The 21,126-nt window shown below is 71.0% G+C and carries 23 protein-coding genes, 1 tRNA gene and 1 pseudogene; 9 read left to right on the top strand and 16 right to left on the bottom strand.

Annotated features, from left to right (window positions below; genetic code table 11):
• Window positions 1-27 precede the first annotated feature (27 nt).
• Entirely contained in the window at window positions 28-1,332 is a 1,305-nt protein-coding gene (locus ACRAWC_RS00785) for a nicotinate phosphoribosyltransferase (RefSeq protein WP_431346039.1), read from the top strand.
• Window positions 1,333-1,351: 19 nt separating this feature from the next.
• On the opposite strand, the gene ACRAWC_RS00780 is transcribed toward ACRAWC_RS00785, so the two are convergent.
• The 4 genes from ACRAWC_RS00780 to ACRAWC_RS00765 all read right to left on the bottom strand — a co-directional run bounded on the left by ACRAWC_RS00780 (window position 1,352) and on the right by ACRAWC_RS00765 (window position 4,340).
• Complete coding sequence (locus tag ACRAWC_RS00780) at window positions 1,352-1,630, bottom strand: DUF3039 domain-containing protein (protein ID WP_431346038.1); 279 nt, start codon at window positions 1,628-1,630, stop codon at window positions 1,352-1,354.
• A gap of 141 nt (window positions 1,631-1,771) precedes the next feature.
• Entirely contained in the window at window positions 1,772-2,644 is an 873-nt protein-coding gene (locus ACRAWC_RS00775) for a hypothetical protein (RefSeq protein ID WP_431346037.1), read from the bottom strand.
• The gene (locus ACRAWC_RS00770) at window positions 2,632-3,348 is read right to left on the bottom strand and encodes a hypothetical protein (protein WP_431346036.1); all 717 of its coding nucleotides are present in this window, start codon (window positions 3,346-3,348) and stop codon (window positions 2,632-2,634) included. The genes ACRAWC_RS00775 and ACRAWC_RS00770 overlap by 13 nt, the downstream gene beginning before the upstream one ends.
• On the bottom strand, window positions 3,324-4,340 hold the full coding sequence (locus ACRAWC_RS00765; protein WP_431346558.1) for an ATP-binding cassette domain-containing protein: 1,017 nt from the start codon (window positions 4,338-4,340) through the stop codon (window positions 3,324-3,326). Before ACRAWC_RS00765 ends, ACRAWC_RS00770 begins: the two co-directional genes overlap by 25 nt.
• A gap of 386 nt (window positions 4,341-4,726) precedes the next feature.
• On the opposite strand from ACRAWC_RS00765, the gene ACRAWC_RS00760 reads away from it, so the two are divergent.
• From ACRAWC_RS00760 to ACRAWC_RS00735, 6 genes are all read left to right on the top strand, one after another.
• A complete protein-coding gene (locus ACRAWC_RS00760; RefSeq protein ID WP_431346035.1) occupies window positions 4,727-5,419 on the top strand; it encodes an NTP transferase domain-containing protein in 693 nt (230 codons plus the stop codon).
• Window positions 5,420-5,473: 54 nt separating this feature from the next.
• A complete protein-coding gene (locus ACRAWC_RS00755; protein WP_431346034.1) occupies window positions 5,474-6,358 on the top strand; it encodes an ABC transporter permease in 885 nt (294 codons plus the stop codon).
• On the top strand, window positions 6,359-7,093 hold the full coding sequence (locus ACRAWC_RS00750; protein WP_431346033.1) for an ABC transporter ATP-binding protein: 735 nt from the start codon (window positions 6,359-6,361) through the stop codon (window positions 7,091-7,093).
• 138 nt (window positions 7,094-7,231) lie between these two features.
• Window positions 7,232-7,552: a hypothetical protein gene (locus tag ACRAWC_RS00745; protein WP_431346032.1), complete on the top strand. Its 321-nt coding sequence runs from the start codon at window positions 7,232-7,234 to the stop codon at window positions 7,550-7,552.
• Window positions 7,553-7,689: 137 nt separating this feature from the next.
• Window positions 7,690-7,989 (top strand): helix-turn-helix domain-containing protein, encoded by a 300-nt coding sequence (locus ACRAWC_RS00740; RefSeq protein ID WP_431346031.1) that lies wholly within the window; start codon window positions 7,690-7,692, stop codon window positions 7,987-7,989.
• A gap of 58 nt (window positions 7,990-8,047) precedes the next feature.
• Complete coding sequence (locus ACRAWC_RS00735) at window positions 8,048-8,980, top strand: hypothetical protein (protein WP_431346030.1); 933 nt, start codon at window positions 8,048-8,050, stop codon at window positions 8,978-8,980.
• Here the strand turns inward: ACRAWC_RS00735 and ACRAWC_RS00730 are convergent.
• The 4 genes from ACRAWC_RS00730 to ACRAWC_RS00715 all read right to left on the bottom strand — a co-directional run bounded on the left by ACRAWC_RS00730 (window position 8,977) and on the right by ACRAWC_RS00715 (window position 13,630).
• Window positions 8,977-9,858, bottom strand: coding sequence for a glycosyltransferase family 2 protein (locus ACRAWC_RS00730; protein ID WP_431346029.1), 882 nt, complete (start codon window positions 9,856-9,858; stop codon window positions 8,977-8,979). The genes ACRAWC_RS00735 and ACRAWC_RS00730 overlap by 4 nt on opposite strands.
• On the bottom strand, window positions 9,851-10,669 hold the full coding sequence (locus tag ACRAWC_RS00725; RefSeq protein WP_431346028.1) for a CDP-alcohol phosphatidyltransferase family protein: 819 nt from the start codon (window positions 10,667-10,669) through the stop codon (window positions 9,851-9,853). The genes ACRAWC_RS00730 and ACRAWC_RS00725 overlap by 8 nt, the downstream gene beginning before the upstream one ends.
• Before the next feature lie 2 nt (window positions 10,670-10,671).
• Window positions 10,672-11,715: a glycosyltransferase family 2 protein gene (locus ACRAWC_RS00720; protein WP_431346027.1), complete on the bottom strand. Its 1,044-nt coding sequence runs from the start codon at window positions 11,713-11,715 to the stop codon at window positions 10,672-10,674.
• A gap of 121 nt (window positions 11,716-11,836) precedes the next feature.
• Window positions 11,837-13,630, bottom strand: coding sequence for a trypsin-like peptidase domain-containing protein (locus ACRAWC_RS00715; protein ID WP_431346026.1), 1,794 nt, complete (start codon window positions 13,628-13,630; stop codon window positions 11,837-11,839).
• Window positions 13,631-13,778: 148 nt separating this feature from the next.
• Between ACRAWC_RS00715 and ACRAWC_RS00710 the strand changes: the two genes are divergently transcribed.
• Complete coding sequence (locus tag ACRAWC_RS00710; protein WP_431346025.1) at window positions 13,779-14,975, top strand: pyridoxal phosphate-dependent aminotransferase; 1,197 nt, start codon at window positions 13,779-13,781, stop codon at window positions 14,973-14,975.
• Between the two features lie 16 nt (window positions 14,976-14,991).
• On the opposite strand, the pseudogene ACRAWC_RS00705 reads toward ACRAWC_RS00710, so the two are convergent.
• The 8 genes and pseudogenes from ACRAWC_RS00705 to ACRAWC_RS00670 all read right to left on the bottom strand — a co-directional run bounded on the left by ACRAWC_RS00705 (window position 14,992) and on the right by ACRAWC_RS00670 (window position 20,928).
• A pseudogene (locus ACRAWC_RS00705) lies at window positions 14,992-15,797 on the bottom strand (carbon-nitrogen hydrolase family protein).
• Window positions 15,794-16,063, bottom strand: coding sequence for an ATP-binding protein (locus ACRAWC_RS00700; RefSeq protein WP_431346024.1), 270 nt, complete (start codon window positions 16,061-16,063; stop codon window positions 15,794-15,796). Before ACRAWC_RS00700 ends, ACRAWC_RS00705 begins: the two are co-directional and overlap by 4 nt.
• A gap of 61 nt (window positions 16,064-16,124) precedes the next feature.
• Window positions 16,125-17,570 carry a histidine kinase dimerization/phospho-acceptor domain-containing protein gene (locus tag ACRAWC_RS00695; protein ID WP_431346023.1) on the bottom strand — a complete coding sequence of 482 codons (1,446 nt, stop codon included), beginning with the start codon at window positions 17,568-17,570 and terminating at the stop codon, window positions 16,125-16,127.
• Window positions 17,567-17,953 (bottom strand): response regulator, encoded by a 387-nt coding sequence (locus ACRAWC_RS00690; protein ID WP_431346022.1) that lies wholly within the window; start codon window positions 17,951-17,953, stop codon window positions 17,567-17,569. Before ACRAWC_RS00690 ends, ACRAWC_RS00695 begins: the two co-directional genes overlap by 4 nt.
• Window positions 17,950-18,105, bottom strand: a complete 156-nt coding sequence (locus ACRAWC_RS00685) for a hypothetical protein (protein WP_431346021.1) — start codon at window positions 18,103-18,105, stop codon at window positions 17,950-17,952. The genes ACRAWC_RS00690 and ACRAWC_RS00685 overlap by 4 nt, the downstream gene beginning before the upstream one ends.
• On the bottom strand, window positions 18,102-18,827 hold the full coding sequence (locus ACRAWC_RS00680) for a PHP domain-containing protein (RefSeq protein WP_431346557.1): 726 nt from the start codon (window positions 18,825-18,827) through the stop codon (window positions 18,102-18,104). The genes ACRAWC_RS00685 and ACRAWC_RS00680 overlap by 4 nt, the downstream gene beginning before the upstream one ends.
• A 26-nt stretch (window positions 18,828-18,853) precedes the next feature.
• Entirely contained in the window at window positions 18,854-19,864 is a 1,011-nt protein-coding gene (locus tag ACRAWC_RS00675; protein WP_431346020.1) for an ATP-grasp domain-containing protein, read from the bottom strand.
• Window positions 19,861-20,928: a response regulator gene (locus tag ACRAWC_RS00670; RefSeq protein ID WP_431346019.1), complete on the bottom strand. Its 1,068-nt coding sequence runs from the start codon at window positions 20,926-20,928 to the stop codon at window positions 19,861-19,863. The genes ACRAWC_RS00675 and ACRAWC_RS00670 overlap by 4 nt, the downstream gene beginning before the upstream one ends.
• A 123-nt stretch (window positions 20,929-21,051) precedes the next feature.
• Here ACRAWC_RS00670 and ACRAWC_RS00665 point away from each other — a divergent pair.
• Window positions 21,052-21,125 (top strand) — tRNA-Met (locus ACRAWC_RS00665).
• Window position 21,126 lies beyond the last annotated feature (1 nt).

Below are 21,126 nucleotides of genomic sequence, written 5' to 3'. Positions count from 1 at the left end.
CGTCCGCGCCGTGGCTAAGGTGGAGCAGTGACCGAGTCCTCCGCGCTCCTGACCGACCGCTACGAGCTCACGATGCTCGATGCCGCGCTGCTCCGGGGCACGCACGACCGGGAGAGCGTGTTCGAGGCGTTCACCCGGCATCTGCCCGCCGGCCGCCGCTACGGCGTCATCGCCGGCACCGGGCGGCTGCTCGAGCTGATCGAGCGCTTCCGCTTCGGGGACGCCGAGCTCGAGTACCTGCGCGACAACGGCGTCGTCCGCCAGGAGACGCTCGACTGGCTCGCCGACTTCCGGTTCTCCGGGACCATCCGGGGATACCGGGAGGGCGAGGTCTACTTCCCCGGCTCGCCGTTCCTCATCGTGGACGCGCCGTTCGCAGAGGGGGTCCTCCTCGAGACGCTCATCCTCAGCGTCTTCAACTACGACTCCGCCGTCGCGTCCGCCGCGGCGCGGATGGTGACCGCTGCAGCCGGCCGGCCGCTCGCCGAGATGGGCTCACGGCGCGCCAACGAGCGCAGCGCCGTCGCGGCGGCGCGGGCCGCGTACATCGCAGGCTTCGGTGCGACCTCCAACCTGGAGGCCGGCCGCACCTGGGGCGTCCCGACGATGGGCACGGCAGCGCACGCGTTCACGCTGCTGCACGACAGCGAGGAGGACGCCTTCCGCGCGCAGGTCGCGGCGCTCGGGTCCGGTACGACCCTGCTGGTCGACACCTTCGACGTGGCGCGGGCGATCGAGACCGCCGTGCGGGTCGCCGGACCGGAGCTGGGCGCCATCCGCCTGGACTCGGGCGACCTCCCCAAGCTCGTGCGCCAGGTGCGCGAGCAGCTCGACCGGCTCGGCGCGACCCGCACGCGGATCACGGTGACCAACGACCTGGACGAGTTCACCATCGCGGCGCTGTCGTCGTCGCCCGTCGACTCGTACGGTGTCGGGACCTCGGTCGTCACGGGCTCCGGGTCCCCGGCCTCCGGGATGGTCTACAAGCTCGTCGCCCACCGCGACGACGACGGAGCGTGGGTGCCCGTGGCCAAGAAGTCCGACGGCAAGCCGAGCATCGGCGGCCGCAAGCACCCGGTCCGCCGGCTGGACGCGTCGGGGCGCGCGGTCGCGGAGGTCGTCCACATCGTGGAGGCCGGCGACGTCCCCGACGACACCGGCCGAGACCTCCTCGTCCCGCTGATCACGGACGGCGAGCTCCACCGCGAGCACCTCGGCCCGGAGGGCACGACGCGGGCGCGCGAGCACCGCGCCGCCGCGATGCGGGAACTGCCGGACGAAGCGTTCCGGCTGGGCCGGGGCGACCCGGTGCTGCCGACGGTCTTCGGCTGAGCGCCCTACTCGTCCAGCGTCACTCGTCGCGCAGCTTCTCGTAGATCTCCCGGCAGGTGGGGCACACCGGGAACTTCTCCGGGTCGCGTCCCGGGGTCCACATCTTGCCGCACAGTGCCTTGACCGGCTTGCCCGTCATGGCGGACTCGAGGATCTGCTCCTTCTTCACATAGTGCGAGAAGCGTTCGTGGTCGCCCGGCTCGGAGATCTGGGGAGTCTCCAGGAGCTCGCGCTCGAGCGTCGACGTACCGCCGCCGCCCGGCTCCCCGCCGGGTTCGAGAATGCTGGAGTCGTTCATCATCCCAGTCTAACGACCTGAGATCGGGACGCCGCGGGCCCAGTCGTGGCGCCGGCTCTGTCGTGGCGCCGGCTCAGTCGTGGCGCCGGCTCAGTCGTGGCGCCGGCTCAGTCGTTGCGCCGGCTCAGTCGTTGCGCCGGCTCAGTCGTTGCGGTTGGCGAACGCCATCAGCTCCGGCCCGCGCTTGTCGAACGCCCGCGCGCCCGCCCACAGCCCGCCGCCGAGCGCGGCGAAGCCGACCAGCACGGACGCGATGGGCGAGATGCCGAGCCAGAACGGGTTGACCGTCAGCCCGAGGGCGAGGAAGACGATGGCGGGCGACGCCAGGATGACGATCGCGAAGAAGCTGAGCGCCTGGGCGAGAGCGGCCGACGCGCCGGAGTTCTGCGGCTGCGTGAACGCGCTGTCGCCCGGCTTGGTCGCCGGGTACGGGAAGAGCACCGAGAACATGCTGGACAGGCCGAGGCCGATCACCAGGATGGACCCGGACAAGGCGGCGACCGCGGGCAGCACCGCCCAGTCGCCGAACACCGCTGCGGTCACGATCGAGCCCACCACGATGACCGGGATGCCGATGAGCAGCGGCGGGAACATCCTCCCGAGCCGATCCGCGATGCCGCGGGTGCCCGACACCAGGTGCAGCCAGACCGCGGTGCTGTCGTAGGCGACGTCGTTGTGGATGGTCCAGCCCAGGAACAGGCAGACCAGCGGCAGAGGCACCAGCGAGGCGAAGTGGATCGGGAGGCCGCCGAGCGCGAGCGCCACGACCACGAACACCGGGATGACCGGGACCACCACCAGGGCCACCCAGTAGCGCGCGTCCCTCCCCCAGTACGTCATCGAGCGTGCCGCGATCGCCGCCGTCGGTCCGCCGGGCAGCCGGGCGAACCAGCCGAGGCCGTGATGGTCGCGCGCGCGGGTCTCCCGCTCCGGCGCGACGAGCACGAGCGAGACCAGGGTGCGCCAGACCAGCCAGAGCACACCGACGGTCGCGACCGCGATCAGGAACTGCACGAACGCCGCTCCCCGTCGCCCTCGGCGGCCGCACCCGGCATGCTCCAGACCGCGCCGAGCGGCGTCCACTGCAGCCACCCGGCGAAGCCGTTCACCGTGCCGAGGCCGTCACGGCCCCAGTCGACGGTGAGCAGCAGGACCAGCACGGGGGCGAGGAGCACGAGGGCCAGGATCGCGACGACGCCGCCCGCCTCCTTCGACCGGCGCGGCGGGACCAGGAGCGACGCGATCGCCGTCGAGATGCGCGACGCGAGGACGCAGGTGGGCACGACGATCACCGCCGAGAGCACGGCGAGAACGGCGGCGCCCGGGTCGCGCGACCAGGTGATGACCGTGCCCAGCGAGCAGACGAACAGCACGAGCGCGGGGACGCCGACCAGCGCGGCCAGGGCCAGGGCGCGGGCGAGCTCCCGGTCCGGGATGCCGAACAGCGCGAACTTGCGCGGGTCGAGCGCGTCGTCCACGCCGAAGAGCAGCGGCAGCAGGAGGAAACCGGCGACCACCATCGAGCCGATGACGACGAGCACGCCGTGCACGTCCGCGACGTCCGGGGCGACGCGCGCCGCCGAGAGGGCGCCGAACACGATGACGACCGTCACGATGCCGTAGGCCAGCGCCAGCACGAGGCCGAACACCTGCCACGGGCTGCGCCGGAAGGCGTTGCCCAGGAGCCTGAGCCTCAGTCCGAGAAGCTGTGCAACCACTCCATGCCCTCCGCCGCCTTGCGTCCGCCTGCCAGGTCGACGAACCGTTCCTCCAGGGTCTGCTCTCCGCGCACCTCGTCGATGGTCCCGGCCGCGAGCACCTGGCCGCCGACGATGATGGCGACGCTGTCGCAGACCCGCTCGATCATGTCCATGCCGTGGCTGGAGAGCACGACCGTGCCGCCCGCCGAGGTGTAGCGCTGCAGGATGTCCACGACGTTCGCGGCGGAGACCGGGTCGACGGACTCGAAGGGCTCGTCGAGCACCAGGAGGCGCGGCGAGTGGATCATGGCGGCCGCGAGCGCGATCTTCTTGGTCATGCCGGCGGAGTAGTCGGCGACCAACCGGTCGAGGGCGTCGGCGATCCCGAACGCGTTCGCGAGGTCTGCGGTGCGCGCGTGGACCGTCTTGGCGGAGAGCCCGCGCAGCGTGCCGGCGTAGTGCAGGAACTGCGCGCCGGTGAGGCGGTCGAACAGGCGCAGCTTGTCGGGGAGGACCCCGACGACGTGCTTGGCGCGCACCGGCTCGGTCCAGGCGTCCACACCGTGCACCACGACGCGGCCCTCGTCGGGACGCAGCAGCCCGGTGATCATCGACAGCGTGGTGGTCTTGCCGGCCCCGTTCGGCCCGACGATCCCGTAGAAGGAGCCTTCGCGCACGTCCAGCGTCACGCCGTCGACGGCGACGATCGAGCCGTAGCGCTTGCTGAGCCCGTGCACAGTGAGGACGCTCGGGCGCGTGTCCACGACCGGGGCCGGGCGCACCGGCTCGGGAGGCTCGGCGGGGGCGGAGACTGCCGGGGCCGTCTCTACGACGGCCTTCGCGATGCGCGGCTTCTGGGTCGCCTTCGCAGCGGTCCCGCGCTTGCGCGGCGTCGGCGTGCGTGTGCTCGACCCCGCCGCGGCGGCGGCCGTCCTCGGCTGTGTGCGCTTGGCCGCGGGGCGCGCCGCGGGCACCGCCTGCTCCGGCTCGGACTGCGCGATCTCGGACATCCGTTCCCCCTCGTCGTCCCCCCAGGATTCGGGCGCGCCGGACTCCGGATCGGTGCTGCTGCCGGGTCGCGCGCGCTCGAAACTCACCACGCAACCGTACCAACACAGAACCGCTTGCGTACCCCCCGACGGGTGACCTCGCAGTCAGAGCCTCAGGCTTCTCAGACTGCCTAGGAAACTCCTGTGAGGAACATAACGACCACGCAACGACCGCCGTCAACCCCTGCCCCCGGATGAGGGGCCCCGGTATTCTGGTGCAGGCATGAAGACGTGTCGAAACACGTAAAGCGTGAATGAACTCCCGGTGACATCCCGGGGGTGGCGGCGTCGACACTCCGCCGCAATCACACCCACCACGGGGTTCGCGCGGATTCAAGGAGATGATTGTGACGACCCAGGTAGTGATCCTCGCGGCGGGCATGGGAAGCCGGCTCGGCCGGAGCCTCCCGAAGCCGCTGACGGAGCTGAGCGACGGCCGCACCATCATGCAGCAGCAGTTCGACAACATCCACGCCGCGTTCGGCAAGGACGTCATCGTGACGATCGTCGTGGGCTACAAGCTCGAGCACATCATCGAGGCGTTCCCGGACGCCGAGTTCGTCTATAACGAGCAGTACGACCAGACCAACACATCCAAGAGCCTGATGCGCGCCTTGCAGGCCTCCGGCCCCGGCGGCGTCCTCTGGATGAACGGCGATGTCGTGTTCGACCCGGCCGTGCTCGTCCGGGCCGCGGCGATGGTGTCCCGCGACCAGACCTTCGTGACCGTCAACACCTCGTCGGTCGCCGACGAGGAGGTCAAGTACACCACCGGCCCCGAGGGCTACATCCACGAGCTGTCCAAGACCGTCAAGGGCGGCCTGGGCGAAGCCGTCGGCATCAACTACATCTCCGGCAAGGACAAGGCCGCCCTGCTGCGCCAGCTCCAGCGCGTCGCCGACCAGGACTACTTCGAGCGCGGCCTCGAGCTCGCGATCGAGCAGGACCGCCTGCTGGTCGAGCCGGTCGACATCTCCGACCTGTACGCCGTCGAGGTCGACTTCCAGGAGGACCTGGAGCGCGCGAATCTTTTCGTATAGTCGAAGGGCCGCGTGACGCGAACACGCAGCCAGCGATCAATACGATAGGTTCCCGTGACCAGTACCTCCGCCGATCTGCGCCCTGCGCAGCGGACGCGCTCCGCCCGTTACCGCCACTCGCTGTGGCTGCTGACGGTGCGCGACCTGCGCGTGCGCTACTCGACCAGCGCGCTGGGCTACCTGTGGTCGATCCTCGATCCGCTCGTCATGAGCGCGATCTACTGGTTCGTCTTCACGGTGATCTTCCACCGCAGCGTCGGTGAGAACCCCTACATCGTCTTCCTGCTCGCCGCGCTCCTGCCCTGGATGTGGTTCAACGGCGCGGTGTCCGACAGCACGCGGGCGTTCCTGCGCGAGGCGAAGCTCATCCGCTCGACGATGATCCCGCGCACGATCTGGGTGAACCGGATCGTGGCCGCCAAGGGCATCGAGTTCCTGCTGTCGCTTCCGGTGCTCGCGATCTTCGCGATCGCGACCGGTGCGAAGGTGAACGTCGACATCCTGCTGTTCCCGCTCGCCATCCTCATCCAGGTGGTCCTCACGATCGGCGTCGGCCTGATCGTCGCGCCGCTCGTGGTGTTCTTCCGTGACCTGGAGCGCGCCGTGAAGCTCGCGCTGCGCTTCCTCTTCTATGCGTCGCCGATCATCTACAGCGCGCGCGACCTCCCGGGCGGCTGCGGCGCCGGCGTCGCAGCCAAGCACTGCGCCGCGTACGTCGCGACGCATCCGGGCGCGCAGACCGAGACGCTGTTCTCCCTCCACTTCTGGTCGGCGTTCAACCCGCTGACCGGCATCTTCAGCCTCTACCGGGCGGCGTTCTTCCCGGAGGAGCTCGACTGGTACCTGGTCATCGTGGCCGCGCTGATGTCGCTGGTGCTGCTCGGGGTCGGCTGGCTCGTGTTCACGCGCTTCGAGCGCGACGTCCTGAAGGAGATCTAGGTGTCAGCCGTCATCGACGTCACCGGCCTGGGCGTGCGGTTCAAGCGCAACCGCGGTGCCCGGCGCTCGTTCAAGGACTTGTTCGGCGGGCGCAAGCGCCGCGCCCGTCCCGACGACTTCTGGCCGCTGCGGAACGTGTCGTTCCGCGTCGCGCCCGGTGAGGCGATCGGTGTGGTCGGCCGCAACGGGCAGGGCAAGTCGACCCTGCTGAAGCTCGTCGCCGGCGTGCTGCTGCCCGACGAGGGGACGGTGCGGGTCACCGAGGGCGTCGCGCCCCTCATCGAGATCACCGGCGGTTTCGTGGACGACCTCACCGTGCGCGACAACGTCTACCTCACGGCGGGCCTGCACGGGATGACCAAGCCGCAGATCGACGCGCGGTTCGACGAGATCATCGCGTTCGCCGAGATCGGCGACTTCGTTGACACTCCCTACAAGCACCTCTCCAGTGGCATGAAGGTCCGCATCGCGTTCGCCGTGATCGCGCAGCTCGAGGAGCCCGTGCTGCTGGTGGACGAGGTGCTCGCGGTCGGCGACCGGGGCTTCCGGGAGAAGTGCTACGCGAAGATCGAGGAGCTCCTCGCCAGCGGCCGCACCCTCTTCTTCGTCTCGCACAACGAGAAGGACCTTCGGCGGTTCTGTGCCCGCGGGCTCTACCTCGACAAGGGCCGCCTCGTGCTGGACGGGCCGATCGACGAGGTGCTCGACCTCTACAACCAGGATTACGGGTCGTAGAAAAACCCTGGTCAGAGCAGGTTTTCGCTGGTCAGGAAGTCCTCCACAGAAAAAAGATCGCGCGAGTTTTCCCCAGAAACAGCTTCTAGGCCCGATTTCGGCCTGACAGCGTCGGAGGGCGTAATTAGCGTGGCTTCCATGAAAACGCTCCGGAACCTCCGACCCCCACTCGCCCCGCTCCCCGACCGGCGCTTCGCCTATCGCGTCCCGTGGACCGTCGATCGCAGCGGCGCGCCTCACTACCGTCTCGTCAACACCAGCGCAGAAGAGCTGCGCGGCGTCACCGTGAGCATCGCGGGCAGCTCGTCCGTGCGGGTGAGCGCGCCATCCGCCGTGCGGCCCGGTGAGGCCGTGCGCGCCAGCCTCAGCGGGAGCGACGACCCCGCGCGAGACACGCTGCTCGTCGTGCGGTGGTTCCCACCCGACGGCCGCGAATACCTCTGGCAGATCAGCTTCTGAGCCGCGCGGCCGGCCGGCCTCCATCCCCGGCCGGCCGCGGCCGTGGGCATGCATTTTCCGAATTCCTCGCCTCAGGCACGAATGACGCAGTGGCGAGCGCTCTGGTTCAGGAATCCCGAACCGGATAGGCATGAAGCATGAAACAGTCGACGTCTCCTGCCGCCATCCACTTCGGAGCGAAGGTACGTCACGCTCGGATCGCGCTCGGTCTCAGCCAGGAGAGCATCGCCGAACTCGCCCAGATGCACGTCACCAACTACGGCAAGATCGAGCGCGGCATCGCCAATCCCAGCCTCGTGACCATGCTGCGGATCGCAAGCGTCCTCGGCACCGACATCGCGCTCCTGACGGAAGGGCTGTCGAGGAGCGACCTGCCCGCCGAGTTCGACGTCCTGAGCGCCGACGAGTTCCTGCAGGAGCGCGCCAGACGGCTCTGAGGCGTCGATCCGCTCGCCGCCCTGGTGGCATCGGCGTGGAGGCCTACACTCGGTACAGATGAGCAAGCGACCCCAGCCCTTCGTCTCCCCGACCGGCGGTCCGCCCCGCGGCGGCGACACCCCGCGCGCCGTCGACAACACCCTCGACCGCTTCCTCGGCATCCAGCGCCCGGTCGTCCTCGCGCACCTGCGCGGTCTGCGGCGACGGCACCCGGAGGCCACGGCCGCCGAGCTCGCCGGCATCCTCGAGCGGCGCTATCTCGCGGCGGTCACCACCGGCGGCGCGGCCGTCGGCGCCACGGCGGTCATCCCAGCGATCGGCACTGGCGTGACCCTGGCGCTCTCCGGGCTGGAGACCGCCGCCTTCCTGGAGGCCACCGCGCTGTACGCGCAGTCCCTCAGCGAACTGCACGGCATCGCGGTCGAGGATCCGGCGCGTGCCCGCGCGCTCGTCCTCACCATGATGCTGGGCCACGAGGGCTCCGACCTGGTGCGCCAGCTCGCGGGACAGGTGGCCGGCACCGGGGTGACCCGCACAGCCTACTGGGGCGAGCTCGTCACGACGACGTTGCCCTCGATGGTCGTCGGGCCGCTGGTGGACCGGCTGCGGAACGCGTTCATCCGGCAGTTCGCGGTGCGCGGCGGGGCCTCGATCGTCGCCCGGGCGATCCCGTTCGGAATCGGCGCGGTCGTCGGCGGGACCGGCAACCACATCCTCGGCCGGCGGGTGGTGACGAACTCGCGAATGGCCTTCGGGTCGGCGCCGCTCGTCATCCCGGAGGCGCTCACGCCCACGGAAGGCCCGGGAGCCGTCCGGCGCTTCGGTGCGAGCACCGGACGCCGCGTGGTGCAGGCGGGCGTCGTGCTGCGCGGCGCCCTCCCGGCGAGCGTGCTCCGTCGTGGCACGAAGGGCGAGGACACGACCGCGCTGGAGACCGGCGGGGGCCCGGCCGCGGTCGAGGCGCCGGGCACGACGCCCCCCGGGCGCTAGACGACCGGCGGACGCCCGGCCGCGGTCATCCGCAGCACGGTGCGCCAGCGGATGGGGCGGCGCTCGCCCGGGTCGGCGCTCCAGCCCTCGCGCCAGCCGCCGAACCACGCGCGCAGGACGGCCGGCTTCCGGAACCAGCGCAGGAGCTGGATGCCCGTCCACGAGCCGACGTAGAGCGGCACCAGCACCGCGGGCAGGTTGCGGCGGGCGAGCCAGACGCGGTTGCGGGCGTTCAGCCGGTAGTAGTACGAGTGACGGGTGGGCGAGACGGCCGGATGCTCGGCGACCAGGTCGCCCGCGTACCAGACGCGCTTGTCCTGGTCCCAGACCCGCCAGGCGAGCTCGATGCCCTCGTGGGCGTAGAAGAACGGGTCGGCCCAGCCGCCCGCGCGCTCGAACACCTCGCGAGGGAGCACGATCACGGCCTCCAGCACCGAGAACACGGCCGACGACTGCTCCGGGTCGCCCTTGCGGATCCGCGGGATCCAGCGCCGCGGCGACGGCTTGCCGTCGCGCGCCCGCAGCCGCGGCTGGATCATCCCGATGCCGGGGTCGCTCCGGAGCAGGCCGACCGCGTCGCGCAGGAAACCGCGCGACGGGATGTCGGCGTCGTCGTCCAGGAACAGCAGGTACTCCCCCGCCACCCGAGGAACGCCCCGGTTGCGTCCGGCCGGGATGCCGAGGTTCTCCGGCAGCGCCAGCGTCGCGACCCCGGGCGGCAGCGGCGGGTCCGACGTCGCCGGGTCCCACCCGTTGCCGACGACGACGATGTCGGTGGTGACGCCCTCCTGGGCGAGGACGGACTGCACCCCGCGCAGCAGGTCGTCCGGTCGCGTGCCCTGCGTGAGCACGACGACGCCGACCGTGGGGTCAGCCACGGACCCGCTTGGACGACATGATCGCCACGAAGTGCCCGATGGCCGCCAGCAGCGCCAGCGGCACCAGGATCGCGAGCAGGATTCGGTCGGCGAGCGGCGAGCCGATGAACAGCCCGACGATGGAGAAGGCGAAGATCAGGATGGTCAGCTCCACCGAGTGGTACATCCGGTGGAACGGGACGAACTTGGCGGCCTTGCGCAAGCGGGCGACCACCCCGTGCGTCGGCGCGTAGGCGGCCTCGGTGTCGGCCAGCTTGGGCAGGCCGGCGCTGGCCCGCGCGACGCGCACCATGTCGTTCAGCGCCTTGTTGAGCACGATGATGAGGGCGAGCAGCGTGCCGAGGTTCGTCCAGAGGAAGTCCTGCGGCGCCTCGAACGGGAACCCGGCGGCACGGACGCCGAGCGCGATGGCGATCAGCGTCTCCGTCGTGTAGTGGCCGACATTGTCGAGGAACATCCCCGCCGGTGACGACGTCCCGCGCCAGCGCGCCACCTCGCCGTCGCAGCAGTCCACGAGCATCTGCAGCTGGCCGAGGACGAGCGCGAGCGCCGCGCCGCCGATGCCCGGGATGAGCAGGCTCGCGGCCGTCGCCCAGCCGGTGAGGATCATCAGCCCGGTGACGCCGTTGGCCGAGATGGAGGTCTTGAGCAGGAACCAGGTGAGGTACGGCGACAGGTTGCGCAGGTACAGCGACGCCGTCCAGTGCTCGGCGTTGCGCCGTCCGCGCACCTCCGGAGGCTGCGCCACCGCCCTGAGTTCGGCGATCGACGTGGGCCGCGCTCCGTGCGCCGCCGGTCCCGCTGCTGTCATGCCTACCTTCCCGTGTGGGCTGTGATGTTCCGCGTGAGCGACAGGTATCCGAGGATGAACCCGATGCCCCAGCTGAAATGGATGCACGGCAAGACTACGAGAAACCACAGGAAGGACGAAAAACCGTCTCGGCGACCCCAGACGAACGCGGACGCCACCACGATGACCAGGTAGGCCGCCGGCACGGCGAACGCCCAGAGCAGCCACGGGGTCGCGCCGAGGACGGCCTGCAGCACGCCGCCGAGGCCGAGCAGCACGCCGAGGGCGACGCCCAGCACCATCACCGGCGGGGCGAAGTAGCGGACGCCGTTGGAGGCCGGGAAGCGCCGGGCGAGCTCGCCGCGCCAGATGCCGGTCGAGAAGAACTGCCGGGCGAGCCGGTACACGTTGGGGCGCGGCCGGTAGACCACGTGCAGGCGCGGCGTGAACCAGACGGTCCCTCCCGCCTGCCGGATGCGCCGGTTGAGCTCCCAGTCCTGGCCGCGCTTGATCTCCTCGTCGAAGAGGCCGACCTCCATCAGCCGGTCGCGGCGGAACACGCCGAGGTACACCGTCTCTGCGGGGCCGGCCGCACCGCCCACGTGGAGCTTGGTGCCGCCGAGCCCGATCCGGCTGCCGTAGGCACGGGCGACCGCGCGCTCGAACGCCGTCGTGCCCTGGGCGTCCATGAGGCCGCCGACGTTGTCGGCGCCGGTCTCGAGGATGGTCTCCACCGCGATGCGGGCGTACTCCGGGGGCAGGACGCTGTGGGCGTCGACGCGGATGACGACGGGGTACTGCGAGGACCGGATCGCCAGGTTCAGGCCGGCCGGGGTCGAGCCCGCCTCGTTGTCGACGACGCGGATGCGGGAGTCGACGGAGGCGAGCTCGGCGACCAGCTCCGTGGTGCCGTCGATGCTCGGGCCGAGGGCGATCGTGACCTCGAACGGACCCGTGTAGTCCTGCGCCAGGAGGCTGTCGACCGCCGCCCGCACGTGGGTCGCCTCGTTGAGGACGGGCATCACGTAGGACACACCGGGAAGGGTGTTCACGTTGTCGTCCGGCATCTGATCCATTCGTCGTTCGGGCCTCGCCGAGCCTATCAGCCGGCACCTGAGCGACCCGTGGGACGGCGGGACGACAGAGGGCCGCCCCGCGATGCGGGACGGCCTTCCGTCAGGGTGCGGATCAGTTCGCCGGGAGCGAGCCCAGGGTGACCGTAGTGGTCTTGGACTGACCGTCGCGGAGGTAGGTGACGTCTGCTTTCGCGCCGGCCGCGAGCGCGCGCACCTGAGCGGTCAGATCCGTCGCGTCGGTGATCGGCAGGCCGTTGAAGTTGACCACGATGTCGCCGGCCTGCAGGCCCGCGCTCGCCGCCGCGCCGCCGGAGGTGACCGACTTGATCGCCGCGCCGACGGTGGTCGCCTTGCTGTCGGCGCTCGCGTCGCCGACCGAGGCCCCGAGGAGGCCGTGGGTCGCCGAGCCGTTCTTGATCAGCTCGTCGGAGATCCGCTTCGCCAGGTTCGACGGGATCGAGAAGCCGACGCCGATGCTGCCCGACTGGGTGCCGGAGGAGCTGCTGCCGCTGGCGCTCGCGATGGCGACGTTGATGCCGATCAGCTCGCCCTTGCTGTTGAGGAGGGCGCCGCCGGAGTTGCCCGGGTTGATCGACGCGTCCGTCTGGATGACGGGGAGCGAGATGGTCCCCTGGGTGCCGGACTGCGACGAGCCGCCGCCCTGGTTCGGGAAGTCGAAGTTGAACGGGTTCTGCGAGCTGCCGTCGCCGCTGCCGCCGCCGTTGGAGCCGTCGGTGGACTTCGGCGCCGCCGAGGAGGCGATGCTGATCGACCGGTTCAGCGCGCTCACGATGCCATCGGTGACGGTGCCGGAAAGGCCGAGCGGGGCGCCGATCGCGACCGTGGTGTCGCCCACGTTCAGCTTGCTGGAGTCGGCCCAGTTCATCGGGGTCATCCCGCTGGCGCCGTCGAGCTTGATGACCGCGAGGTCGGTGGTCGGGTCGGTGCCGACGATCTTGGCGGTGTAGATCTTGCCGTTGTTGTCGGTGACGCTGATGTTCACGTTGGACGCGGCGCCGTCGAGGGTGACGACGTGCGTGTTCGTGAGGATGTAGCCGTCCGAGCTGAGCACGACGCCGGAGCCGGTGCCGCCCTCGCTGGAGGCGGTGACGGAGATGGTGACGACGCTCGGCGAGGCCTTGGCGGCGACCGCGGTCACCGTGGTGGCGTTGTTCGTGTCGTTGACCGTGATGTTCTGCGGACCGGAGACCGTCTTGATGGTCGCGTTGCTGCCGGTGGCCGAGTACAGGCCGATGCCGGCGCCGGCGCCGGCGATGCCGCCGATGAGCGCGCCGATGGCGAGCGTGGCGATGATGAGGCCGGTGTTGCGCTTGCGGGGAGCATTGTCGGCGGTGCCCGGGGCGGTGGCGTAGGCCTGCTGATGGGCGCCCGGCTGCTGCGGCCCCTGCTGAGCGGCGTAGGGAGCCTGCGCGTAGGCGGACGGCTGGCCGAACGCGCCGTTGCCGTAGTCGGGCTGCGGCTGCGGCTGGTGCTGCTGCGCTGCGGCCGGCTGACCGTACGGCTGCTGGGGGGCGAGCGGCTGAGTCGGCTGCGTGTGGTTCACCGGGATGGGGCCCTGCTGCGCGGTCGGCTGCTGCGCGGTCGGCTGCTGCGCCGTCGGCTGCTGCGCCGTCGGCTGCTGCGCCGTCGGCTGCTGCGCCGTCGGCTGCTCGGTCGTCGGCTGCTGCGCCGCAGGCTGAGCGGCGGCCGGAGCGGTCCAGCCGTGGGCGGCGGCCGGGGCAGCGGGAGCCGCCGGGGCGGCCGGAGCAGCGGACTGCTCCGCGGCCGGGGTCGGAGCCGCTGCGGGGGTCTCGGCGGGGCGAGCCGCGCCGGCATCCACGATCGCGTCGGCTTCGGCGTCGTTCTGGGGCTTCGCGGGCTCCGGGGTGATCGGGGAGTCGGTCATGGTGTGGTGCTCCTTCCAAGCACTAGACAGCTTGGGATGCCAACCTGAGCGTTCTATTTGCGGATCCTGTGGGCGACCTTCCGCCTCCCGATGACTCCTCCCAACGTAACGAATGGATGCGGTGGGAGCCAGGCCCTAGGTTGGATCCATGACGGTTTCGGGCGCATGGAGGGCCGCCGCGCGCGGCGCGGGTCTGCTGGGCGCGGACGGCGTCGTCCGCCCGACGATCTTCGCCGAGATGAGCGCCCTCGCGGTGCGCACGGGCGCGATCAACCTCGGCCAGGGCTTCCCCGACGAGGACGGCCCCGCCATCGTGCTCGACGCGGCCGTCGACGCTATCCGGGCCGGCGCCAACCAGTACCCGCCGGGAATCGGCATCCCGGAGCTGCGGCACGCCGTCGCCGGTCACCAGCGCCGCTTCTACGGCGTGGACGTCGACCCCGACCGCGAGGTCCTGGTCACCGCTGGAGCGACGGAGGGCATCGCCGCGACGCTGCTCGCCCTGCTCGAGCCGGGCGACGAGGTCGTCACCTTCGAGCCCTTCTACGACGAGTACGGCGCCGTGATCGCCCTCGCCGGCGGCGTGCACCGCACCGTCCCGCTGGAGCCTCCGGCCTTCCGGCCCGACCTCGACCGGCTGCGCGACACCGTGACCGACCGCACCAGGGTCATCCTGGTGAACACGCCGCACAATCCCACCGGAGCGGTCCTCGACCGGGAGACCCTGTCGACGGTCGTCGAACTCGCCCACCGGCACGACGCTATCATCGTCACCGACGAGGTCTACGAGCACCTCGCCTTCGGGCCGCCGCACATCCCGATCGCGACGCTGCCCGGCGGATGGGAGCGGACCGTCACCATCTCCTCGGGCGGCAAGACGTTCAACACGACCGGCTGGAAAGTCGGCTGGCTGACCGCTCCCGCCGAGCTCGTGACGGCCATCCTGGCCGTGAAGCAATTCCTCACCTACGTCAACGGCGCACCGTTCCAGCCGGCGATGGCCGCCGGCCTCGCGCTCCCGGACGCCTTCTTCACCGGGATCGCCGCCGCGCTCGCCCACAAGCGCGACGTGCTGTCGGCCGGGCTGCGGGCGGCCGGGTTCGGCGTGCACCGCAGCGACGGCACCTACTTCGTCGTCGCGGATGCCGCGCCGCTCGGCCATCCCGACGCCGTCGAGCTCTGCCGCCGCCTGCCTGAGCTCGCCGGGGTGGTCGCCGTGCCACTGTCCGCCTTCTGCCGCGACGATTACGCGCAGCGGACGGCGTCGCTGGTGCGGTTCGCCTTCTGCAAGCGCGTCGAGGTTTTGGAGGAGGCCGCGGCGCGGCTGGCGACTCTGGGCGCCTGACCCGGCCCGCGCCCGCTCAGTCGATCGGCTCCACCCGGTAGCGCCGCAACGCGAGCGCCGGGTTCCGCCGGCGGACGTCCTGGACGCGCTCGGCCGACGCCTCCGCGACGGCGACGCCCGAGGTCTCCCCAGCCCCGCGAGCACGACGCCCATCGGGTCGATGATGGCGCTGGAGCCGACGCCGATCGGCGGCGCGTGGTCCGCCGCGGCGACGTACAGGGTGTTCTCGATCGCGCGTGCGGCCAGCAGCGTCGACCAGTGCTGCTCCTTGAGCGGACCACGCACCCACTCGGCGGGAACGGCGACCAGTTCGGCGCCCGCGTCTGCCAGCCGCCGCGTGACCTCGGGGAAGCGCAGGTCGTAGCAGGTCTGCATCCCGATCCGGAGGCCGTCGACCTCGAACACCTCGGGCAGGGCGAGGTCGCCGGGGACCACCCAGTCCGACTCGGTCGACCCGAACGCGTCGTAGAGGTGCTGCTTGCGGTAGACGGCGAGCGTCTCACCGGTCGGGCCGACCGCGACGAGCGTGTTGGCGAACTTGTCGCGCACACCGGTCTGCTCGACGAGCCCGGCGATCACGAACACCTCGTGCTCCCGTGCCGCGGCCTGGAGCGACTGCACGAACTCGCCGTCGAGCGGCTCGGCGTTGCGCGCGAAGGACGGACCCAGCGGGTCGGTGAAGTAGGAGGAGTACTCCGGCAGCACGACGAGTCTCGCCCCGCGCGCGGCCGCGACCGCGATCAGCGCCGCCGCCACGTCCCGGTTGTGCACCCGGTCGTCGCCCGGCGTGAACTGCACGACCGCGACGCCGACGCCGGTCACGGCCGGGCCTCCGCGCCGGGCAGCGCGTCCACGACCGGACGCGGGGTCTCGATCGGGAGCCGGAGGCTGATCGAGGTGCCCACGCCCTCGTCGCTCGCGATGTCGAGCCGGCCGCCGTGCGCGGTGACGATCGCCTTCGTGATCGTGAGGCCGAGGCCCACCCCGGGGACGGCGTTGCGCGTCGCGGTGGAGGCGCGGAAGAACCGCTGCGAGAGCTGGCTGAGCTCGACCGCCGGGATGCCGATGCCGGTGTCCGTCACGGCCACCACCGCCTCCTCCCCTCGCGGCGCAACGAGACGGTGACGGTGCCGCCGGACGGCGTGAACTTCAGTGCGTTGGAGACGAGGTTGTCGACGGCCTGGCCGAGGCGCACGGTGTCGCCGCGCACCTCCACCGGCTCGTCGGGCACATCGCAGACCAGCTCGACCCCGCGGTCGCGGCGACCGGGGTCGCCGACTCGACGGAGGCGGCGACGACCGAGCGCAGTTCCGCGTCCGTGATGTCGATCGGGAACCGGCCCGACTCCACCTGTGCGGTGAACAGCAGGTCGCCGACCAGCCGCAGCAGGCGGTGCGCGTTCCGTTCGGCGACACCCAGGTACTGGAGCTGCTCGTCCGACAGCGGCGACTCGTCGTCGTCCCGCATCAGTTCCAGGTAGCCGAGGATCGAGCTGAGCGGCGTCCGCAGCTCGTGCGAGATGAGGCCGACGAACTCGTCCTTGAGGCGCGCGAACTCCCGCGCCTGCGTCATGTCGGTGGCGACGAAGATGAAGCCGACCCGGTGGCCGTTCTCGTCCAGCCTCGGTGTCGCCGCGACCTGCACCGGCACGTGCTTGCCGTCGGCGCGCACATAGGTCCAGTCCCGCACGTCGGCGTAGCCCGCGCGGACGGTGTCGACGAGGGCGGAGAAGTCGTCCATTCCCGAGACGGTGGTGAAGCGGGCGTCCATGTCGCGCAGCCGCTCCTCCAGCTCGCTCTCGAGGTGGAACTCGATGACCTTGCGGTTCGCGCCGACGACCTGCTTCTCGGTCAGTCCGAGCATCTTCTCGGCGCCCGGGTTCCAGACGTCGATCACGCCGTCCAGGTCGGTGCCGATGACCGATTGCTCGGTGACAGCGTTCCAGATGCTCTGGATGAGCCGGTTCGCGGTCTTCAGCCGGGCTTCGTTGAGCACCAGCTCGTCCTGCGTGCGCACGGCCTGCTCGAGCAGTTCCTCGCGTTGCTCCGCGGCGGCGCGGGTCGCCTCGAGCTGCCTGCGCGAGCGGTGCGCGATCTCGTTGACCACCGCGGCGACGATCAGATAGATGACCGGAGAGAAGAAGGCGCGGATGAGGTCGGCCGGGCTCGTCGAGCCGACGTCCACCAGGATGGGCCCGATCAGCACGAGGAAGATCCCGATCGCCGCGATGACGATGTTGCGCCGGCCCTCCTCGGTCGCGATCCAGACGAACGGCAGCAGCAGGATGACGCCGATGGACGAGGTGGTGCCGCCGGTGCCGATCCGCATCAGGCCGATCGAGAGCATCGCGACCAGCGGGACGACGACCGACCAGTGCACCCCGACGCGCGGCCAAGGCACGAGCACGGCGAGCAGGAAGGCGCCGATCATCACCGCGACCGAGCCCGCGACGAAGAGCGGGATGTGGTCGCTGACCACCCCGGGGATGAGCGACAGGCCGAGTGCGATGATGTAGCCGACCAGCGTCGGCACCAGCTTCACGACGACCGAGGGCGATTCGAGCGGGATGCGGCTGAGCCAGCGGTCGACCGTCATGCGGGTTCTCCCAGTCCGAGCATCGAGCGGATGCGCTCGGAGAGCACCCGGGGGCTGAACGGTTTGATGATGAAGCTGTCCGAGCGGTCGGCGACGATGCCATGGTCGGAGAGGAGCTGCACGGACGCCGACACCATGAGGATGAGCGTGCTCTTGGTCCGGTCACCGCCCCGGATGGCCTCGGCGACCTCCACACCGTTGAGCCCGGGCATCGAGATGTCGAGCACCGCGAGGTCGATGCCGCCGGCGTTCACCGCGTCGAGCGCGGACTGGCCGTTGTCGACGGCGGCCACGATCTCCACCCCGGCGCGGTTGGCGGCGATGACCATGAGCCCGCGGATGTCGGCGTCGTCGTCGGCGATCACGACCCGCTTGGCCGTCACGAGAAGAACACCAGCCTCAGCACGGCGATCGCGGCGACGATCAGGAGGGCGACGCCGCCGTAGATCGGCAGCCGCAGCTCCCAGCGCCGGTTGCGGTCGAGCTCGCGCTGCAGCTCTTCGCGCTGGACGCGGGTCAGGTCGACGGGGCTCATGCCTGCTCCTCCCGTTCGACGGCGCCGAGCACGGCCGCCACACGGTCGTAGCGGCCCACGTCTTCGGCGTCATGACTGTCGGTGGACGCAACGATACGCGCACCGGCGGCCCGGAGCGCGCGGACGGCGGCGGGGCCCGGACAGGCCCACTTCTCGTTGACCTCCACGATCGTACCGGTGGCGGCGGCCGCGGCGGCCCAGGCGGCCAGGCGGGATGCGCCGAGCTGCTCCTCGGCGAGTCCGACCTTCGGGAGGATGGAGAACCAGTGCGCGAGCTGCGCGTACGGCGTGCCCTCCATCGCCCGGATGCTCGCCTCGATCAGCAGGTCGAGGGCGTCGTCCGCCGGGAGGCCGGCTGCGAGCCGCTCCCGGGTGGCCTCGGGCGACCACGGCCCGTCGAGGCCGGGGAACTGGTGGTCGCCGATGACGACGGCGTCCACGCCACCGGGGCCGACGACCAGGTCGGCGGGGGTGTCGACGGCGCCGGTCACGTCGAGGAGCTTGGCCTCCACGCCGGTGAGCACGGTGAGTCCGTCCGGCACCTTCTCGGCCGCGACCGCGGCCACGAACTCCGGCACCCAGGCCGTCGAGGCGCGCACGTGGTCGGTCAGCCGAAGCGTGCGCAGCCCGGCGCGGTGCGCGGCCGCGATGTTCTCGGCCAGCGTGCTGCGGGCGTCGTCGGAGAACGTGGAGTGGACGTGGTAGTCGCCATCGAGAAGCATGCCGAGCCCGGTCGCGCCGCGGGCTGTCACTCTTCGGGCCCTTCGGTGTGCGCTGCGTTCTCGGAGACGAGCACGTCGCGCGGGTCGAGGAAGACGTCCTCCAGGAATCGCACGTTGGCGAGCTCGGCGAAGTCGACGGCGGACGGCACGGGGCGTCCGAGCACCAGGTCGAGCAGCAGCGACGGCATGTCGACGCCCGCGGCGATCGTGAGCGGCATCGCGCCGGGGAAGCGCGGGTTGACCTCCAGCAGCGCGGGCACTCCGTCGCTGCTGTAGCGGAGCTGCACGTTGGCGACCCCGGTCAGGCCGATCGCGCGCGCGACGTCCGCGGCGGTGTCCGACAACTCGGCCCGGCGCACGGTGCGGCCGGCGATCGAGACGCCGGAGTCGACGCGTTCCCGCGAGCGCGGCACGGCGGCGATGACAGCGCCGTCGAGGCCGGCGAGCACGTCGACCGAGAACTCCTCGCCCGGGAGGTTCTCCTGGATGATGATGCTGCGGTCCTCCCCGAGCGCCTCCAGCGCCGCGCGATCGGCGATCAGCCGGACGCCGCGCGAGCCCGCGCCGCTGCGCGGCTTGACGATCACCGGGAAGACCCACTCCGCGCCGACGCCCTCCCGGTCGAGCAGCCGGGTCTCCGGGATTCGCGCGTGGCCGTCGACGGCCTCCGCGAGCCGGTACTTGTCGAGGCATGTCACGAGGGTCTCGTGGCTCGGCGCCGCCAGGGCCGTACCGACCACGGCCAGCTCGTCCCGCCGTGCGGCGAGCCCGGGCAGCTCGACGTCCACCGTCGAGAACAGCACGTCCACGTCGTCGGCAGCGCACAGGGCGATCACGTCGTCCACGAACTCCGGCGACTTCCCCGGCGGGACGATCCGGCGGGCCGACTCGGGCACCAGGTACAGCCCGCTCGCCCAGCCGTCCATGTCCGCGGCGTGGACCTCCACATCGGCGCGCTTGAGCAGCGAGCGGATCACGGCGATCCCGGCCGGTCCCCCGGCTCCGGTGACCAGGACCCGGGTGACGCTCCGGGTCATTCCTGGTTCCTTCTGATCCGGGCGTCGGTGTGGATGCTCGCAGCCGGCACCGAGATGTCGGCGGTGTCGCGCATCACCTCCAGCGGCTCGCAGTTCGTGCCGCCGCCGAACCGGGACCAGTAGCGCGCGGTGGCGAGCACGAAGTCGTGCTCGAGGTACGCGCGCTGCTCGGCTTGCGAGCTGAAGCAGTCGATGAGCCGCAGCTTCGACTCCGTGTACCCGTCGATCGGGACGAACCGGGTCGGTCGGAAGTCGATGGTGGCGGACGGGCTCTGGAAGCAGCACACCGTCCGCACGTCGCGGGTCGCGACGCTCACAGCGGCGTGGACGGAGCGGTGGTCCTGGTGGCGGTCGTGCGCGGAGTGCGTATAGACGATGTCCGGCTTCACCTCGGCGACGACGCGCTCGATGATGCCCACGGTCGGGTCGCCCGCGGAGATGCGGGTGTCCTCCAGGTCCTCCAGGAACAGCCGGGCGCCCAGCAGCTCGGCCGCAGCGAGCGACTCGTGCTGGCGGTCTTCCGCGTCGCCGCCGCGCGCGCCGCGCGAGAGCGTCAGGATGACGACCTGGTTGCCGGCGTCGCGGTGCGCGGAGAGGATGCCGCCGACGCCGATCTCGACGTCGTCCGGGTGCGCGCCGATCGCGAGGACGACCTGCTGCTGGCTGGCGGCCCGCTTCGCGCGGCCCTCCTCGGCCAGGCGACCGACGATGGCGACCAGTTCGGAGGAGGCGATCGGCTTGGTGAGGAACTCGTCGGCCTGGGCCCGCAGCGCGGAGACGGCGTAGTCGACGGAGACGTGCGCGGTCATCACCACGACCGGCATCCCCGGGTGGCGGCCGCGCAACTCGCGGAGCAGGTCGATGCCCGAGATGCCCGGCATCTCGATGTCGGTGATGACGACATCCGGGTCGAAGGCGGCGATGGTGTCGAGGGCGATGGAGGGATCGGTCACGGCGACCACCTGGGCGTCGGCGCGCTTCTCCAGCACCGTCTTCATGTAGAACGCGACGTCCGGATCGTCCTCGATCACGCACACGCGGTACTTCTGAGCAGAGTTCGCCATACGCCTTCTCCCGAATTCCTGGCTCGACTCTAGTGGGACGCCCGGTCTAGACGAATCGGACTCGCCCGGGTGCGCACCCGATTTCACAGCGCCCCGAGGCCGTGATAGAGTCACTTCTTGTGCCGCGGGGTGGAGCAGCTCGGTAGCTCGCTGGGCTCATAACCCAGAGGTCGTAGGTTCAAATCCTGCCCCCGCAAC

The organism is Leifsonia sp. L25, from assembly GCF_050632895.1.
This window is presented reverse-complemented; position numbering and strand designations above follow the sequence as displayed.

Bases quoted from the DNA above. Each gene is read 5' to 3' on its own strand.
- ACRAWC_RS00780 (WP_431346038.1), bottom strand. From the start codon at position 1,630: ATGAACGACTCCAGCATTCTCGAACCCGGCGGGGAGCCGGGCGGCGGC.
- ACRAWC_RS00720 (WP_431346027.1), bottom strand. From the start codon at position 11,715: ATGCCGGACGACAACGTGAACACCCTTCCCGGTGTGTCCTACGTGATG.
- ACRAWC_RS00740 (WP_431346031.1), top strand. From the start codon at position 7,690: ATGAAACAGTCGACGTCTCCTGCCGCCATCCACTTCGGAGCGAAGGTA.
- ACRAWC_RS00710 (WP_431346025.1), top strand. From the start codon at position 13,779: ATGACGGTTTCGGGCGCATGGAGGGCCGCCGCGCGCGGCGCGGGTCTG.
- ACRAWC_RS00725 (WP_431346028.1), bottom strand. From the start codon at position 10,669: ATGACAGCAGCGGGACCGGCGGCGCACGGAGCGCGGCCCACGTCGATC.
- ACRAWC_RS00685 (WP_431346021.1), bottom strand. From the start codon at position 18,105: ATGAGCCCCGTCGACCTGACCCGCGTCCAGCGCGAAGAGCTGCAGCGC.
- ACRAWC_RS00675 (WP_431346020.1), bottom strand. From the start codon at position 19,864: ATGACCCGGAGCGTCACCCGGGTCCTGGTCACCGGAGCCGGGGGACCG.
- ACRAWC_RS00695 (WP_431346023.1), bottom strand. From the start codon at position 17,570: ATGACGGTCGACCGCTGGCTCAGCCGCATCCCGCTCGAATCGCCCTCG.
- ACRAWC_RS00670 (WP_431346019.1), bottom strand. From the start codon at position 20,928: ATGGCGAACTCTGCTCAGAAGTACCGCGTGTGCGTGATCGAGGACGAT.
- ACRAWC_RS00735 (WP_431346030.1), top strand. From the start codon at position 8,048: ATGAGCAAGCGACCCCAGCCCTTCGTCTCCCCGACCGGCGGTCCGCCC.
- ACRAWC_RS00745 (WP_431346032.1), top strand. From the start codon at position 7,232: ATGAAAACGCTCCGGAACCTCCGACCCCCACTCGCCCCGCTCCCCGAC.
- ACRAWC_RS00680 (WP_431346557.1), bottom strand. From the start codon at position 18,827: ATGCTTCTCGATGGCGACTACCACGTCCACTCCACGTTCTCCGACGAC.
- ACRAWC_RS00765 (WP_431346558.1), bottom strand. From the start codon at position 4,340: ATGTCCGAGATCGCGCAGTCCGAGCCGGAGCAGGCGGTGCCCGCGGCG.
- ACRAWC_RS00715 (WP_431346026.1), bottom strand. From the start codon at position 13,630: ATGACCGACTCCCCGATCACCCCGGAGCCCGCGAAGCCCCAGAACGAC.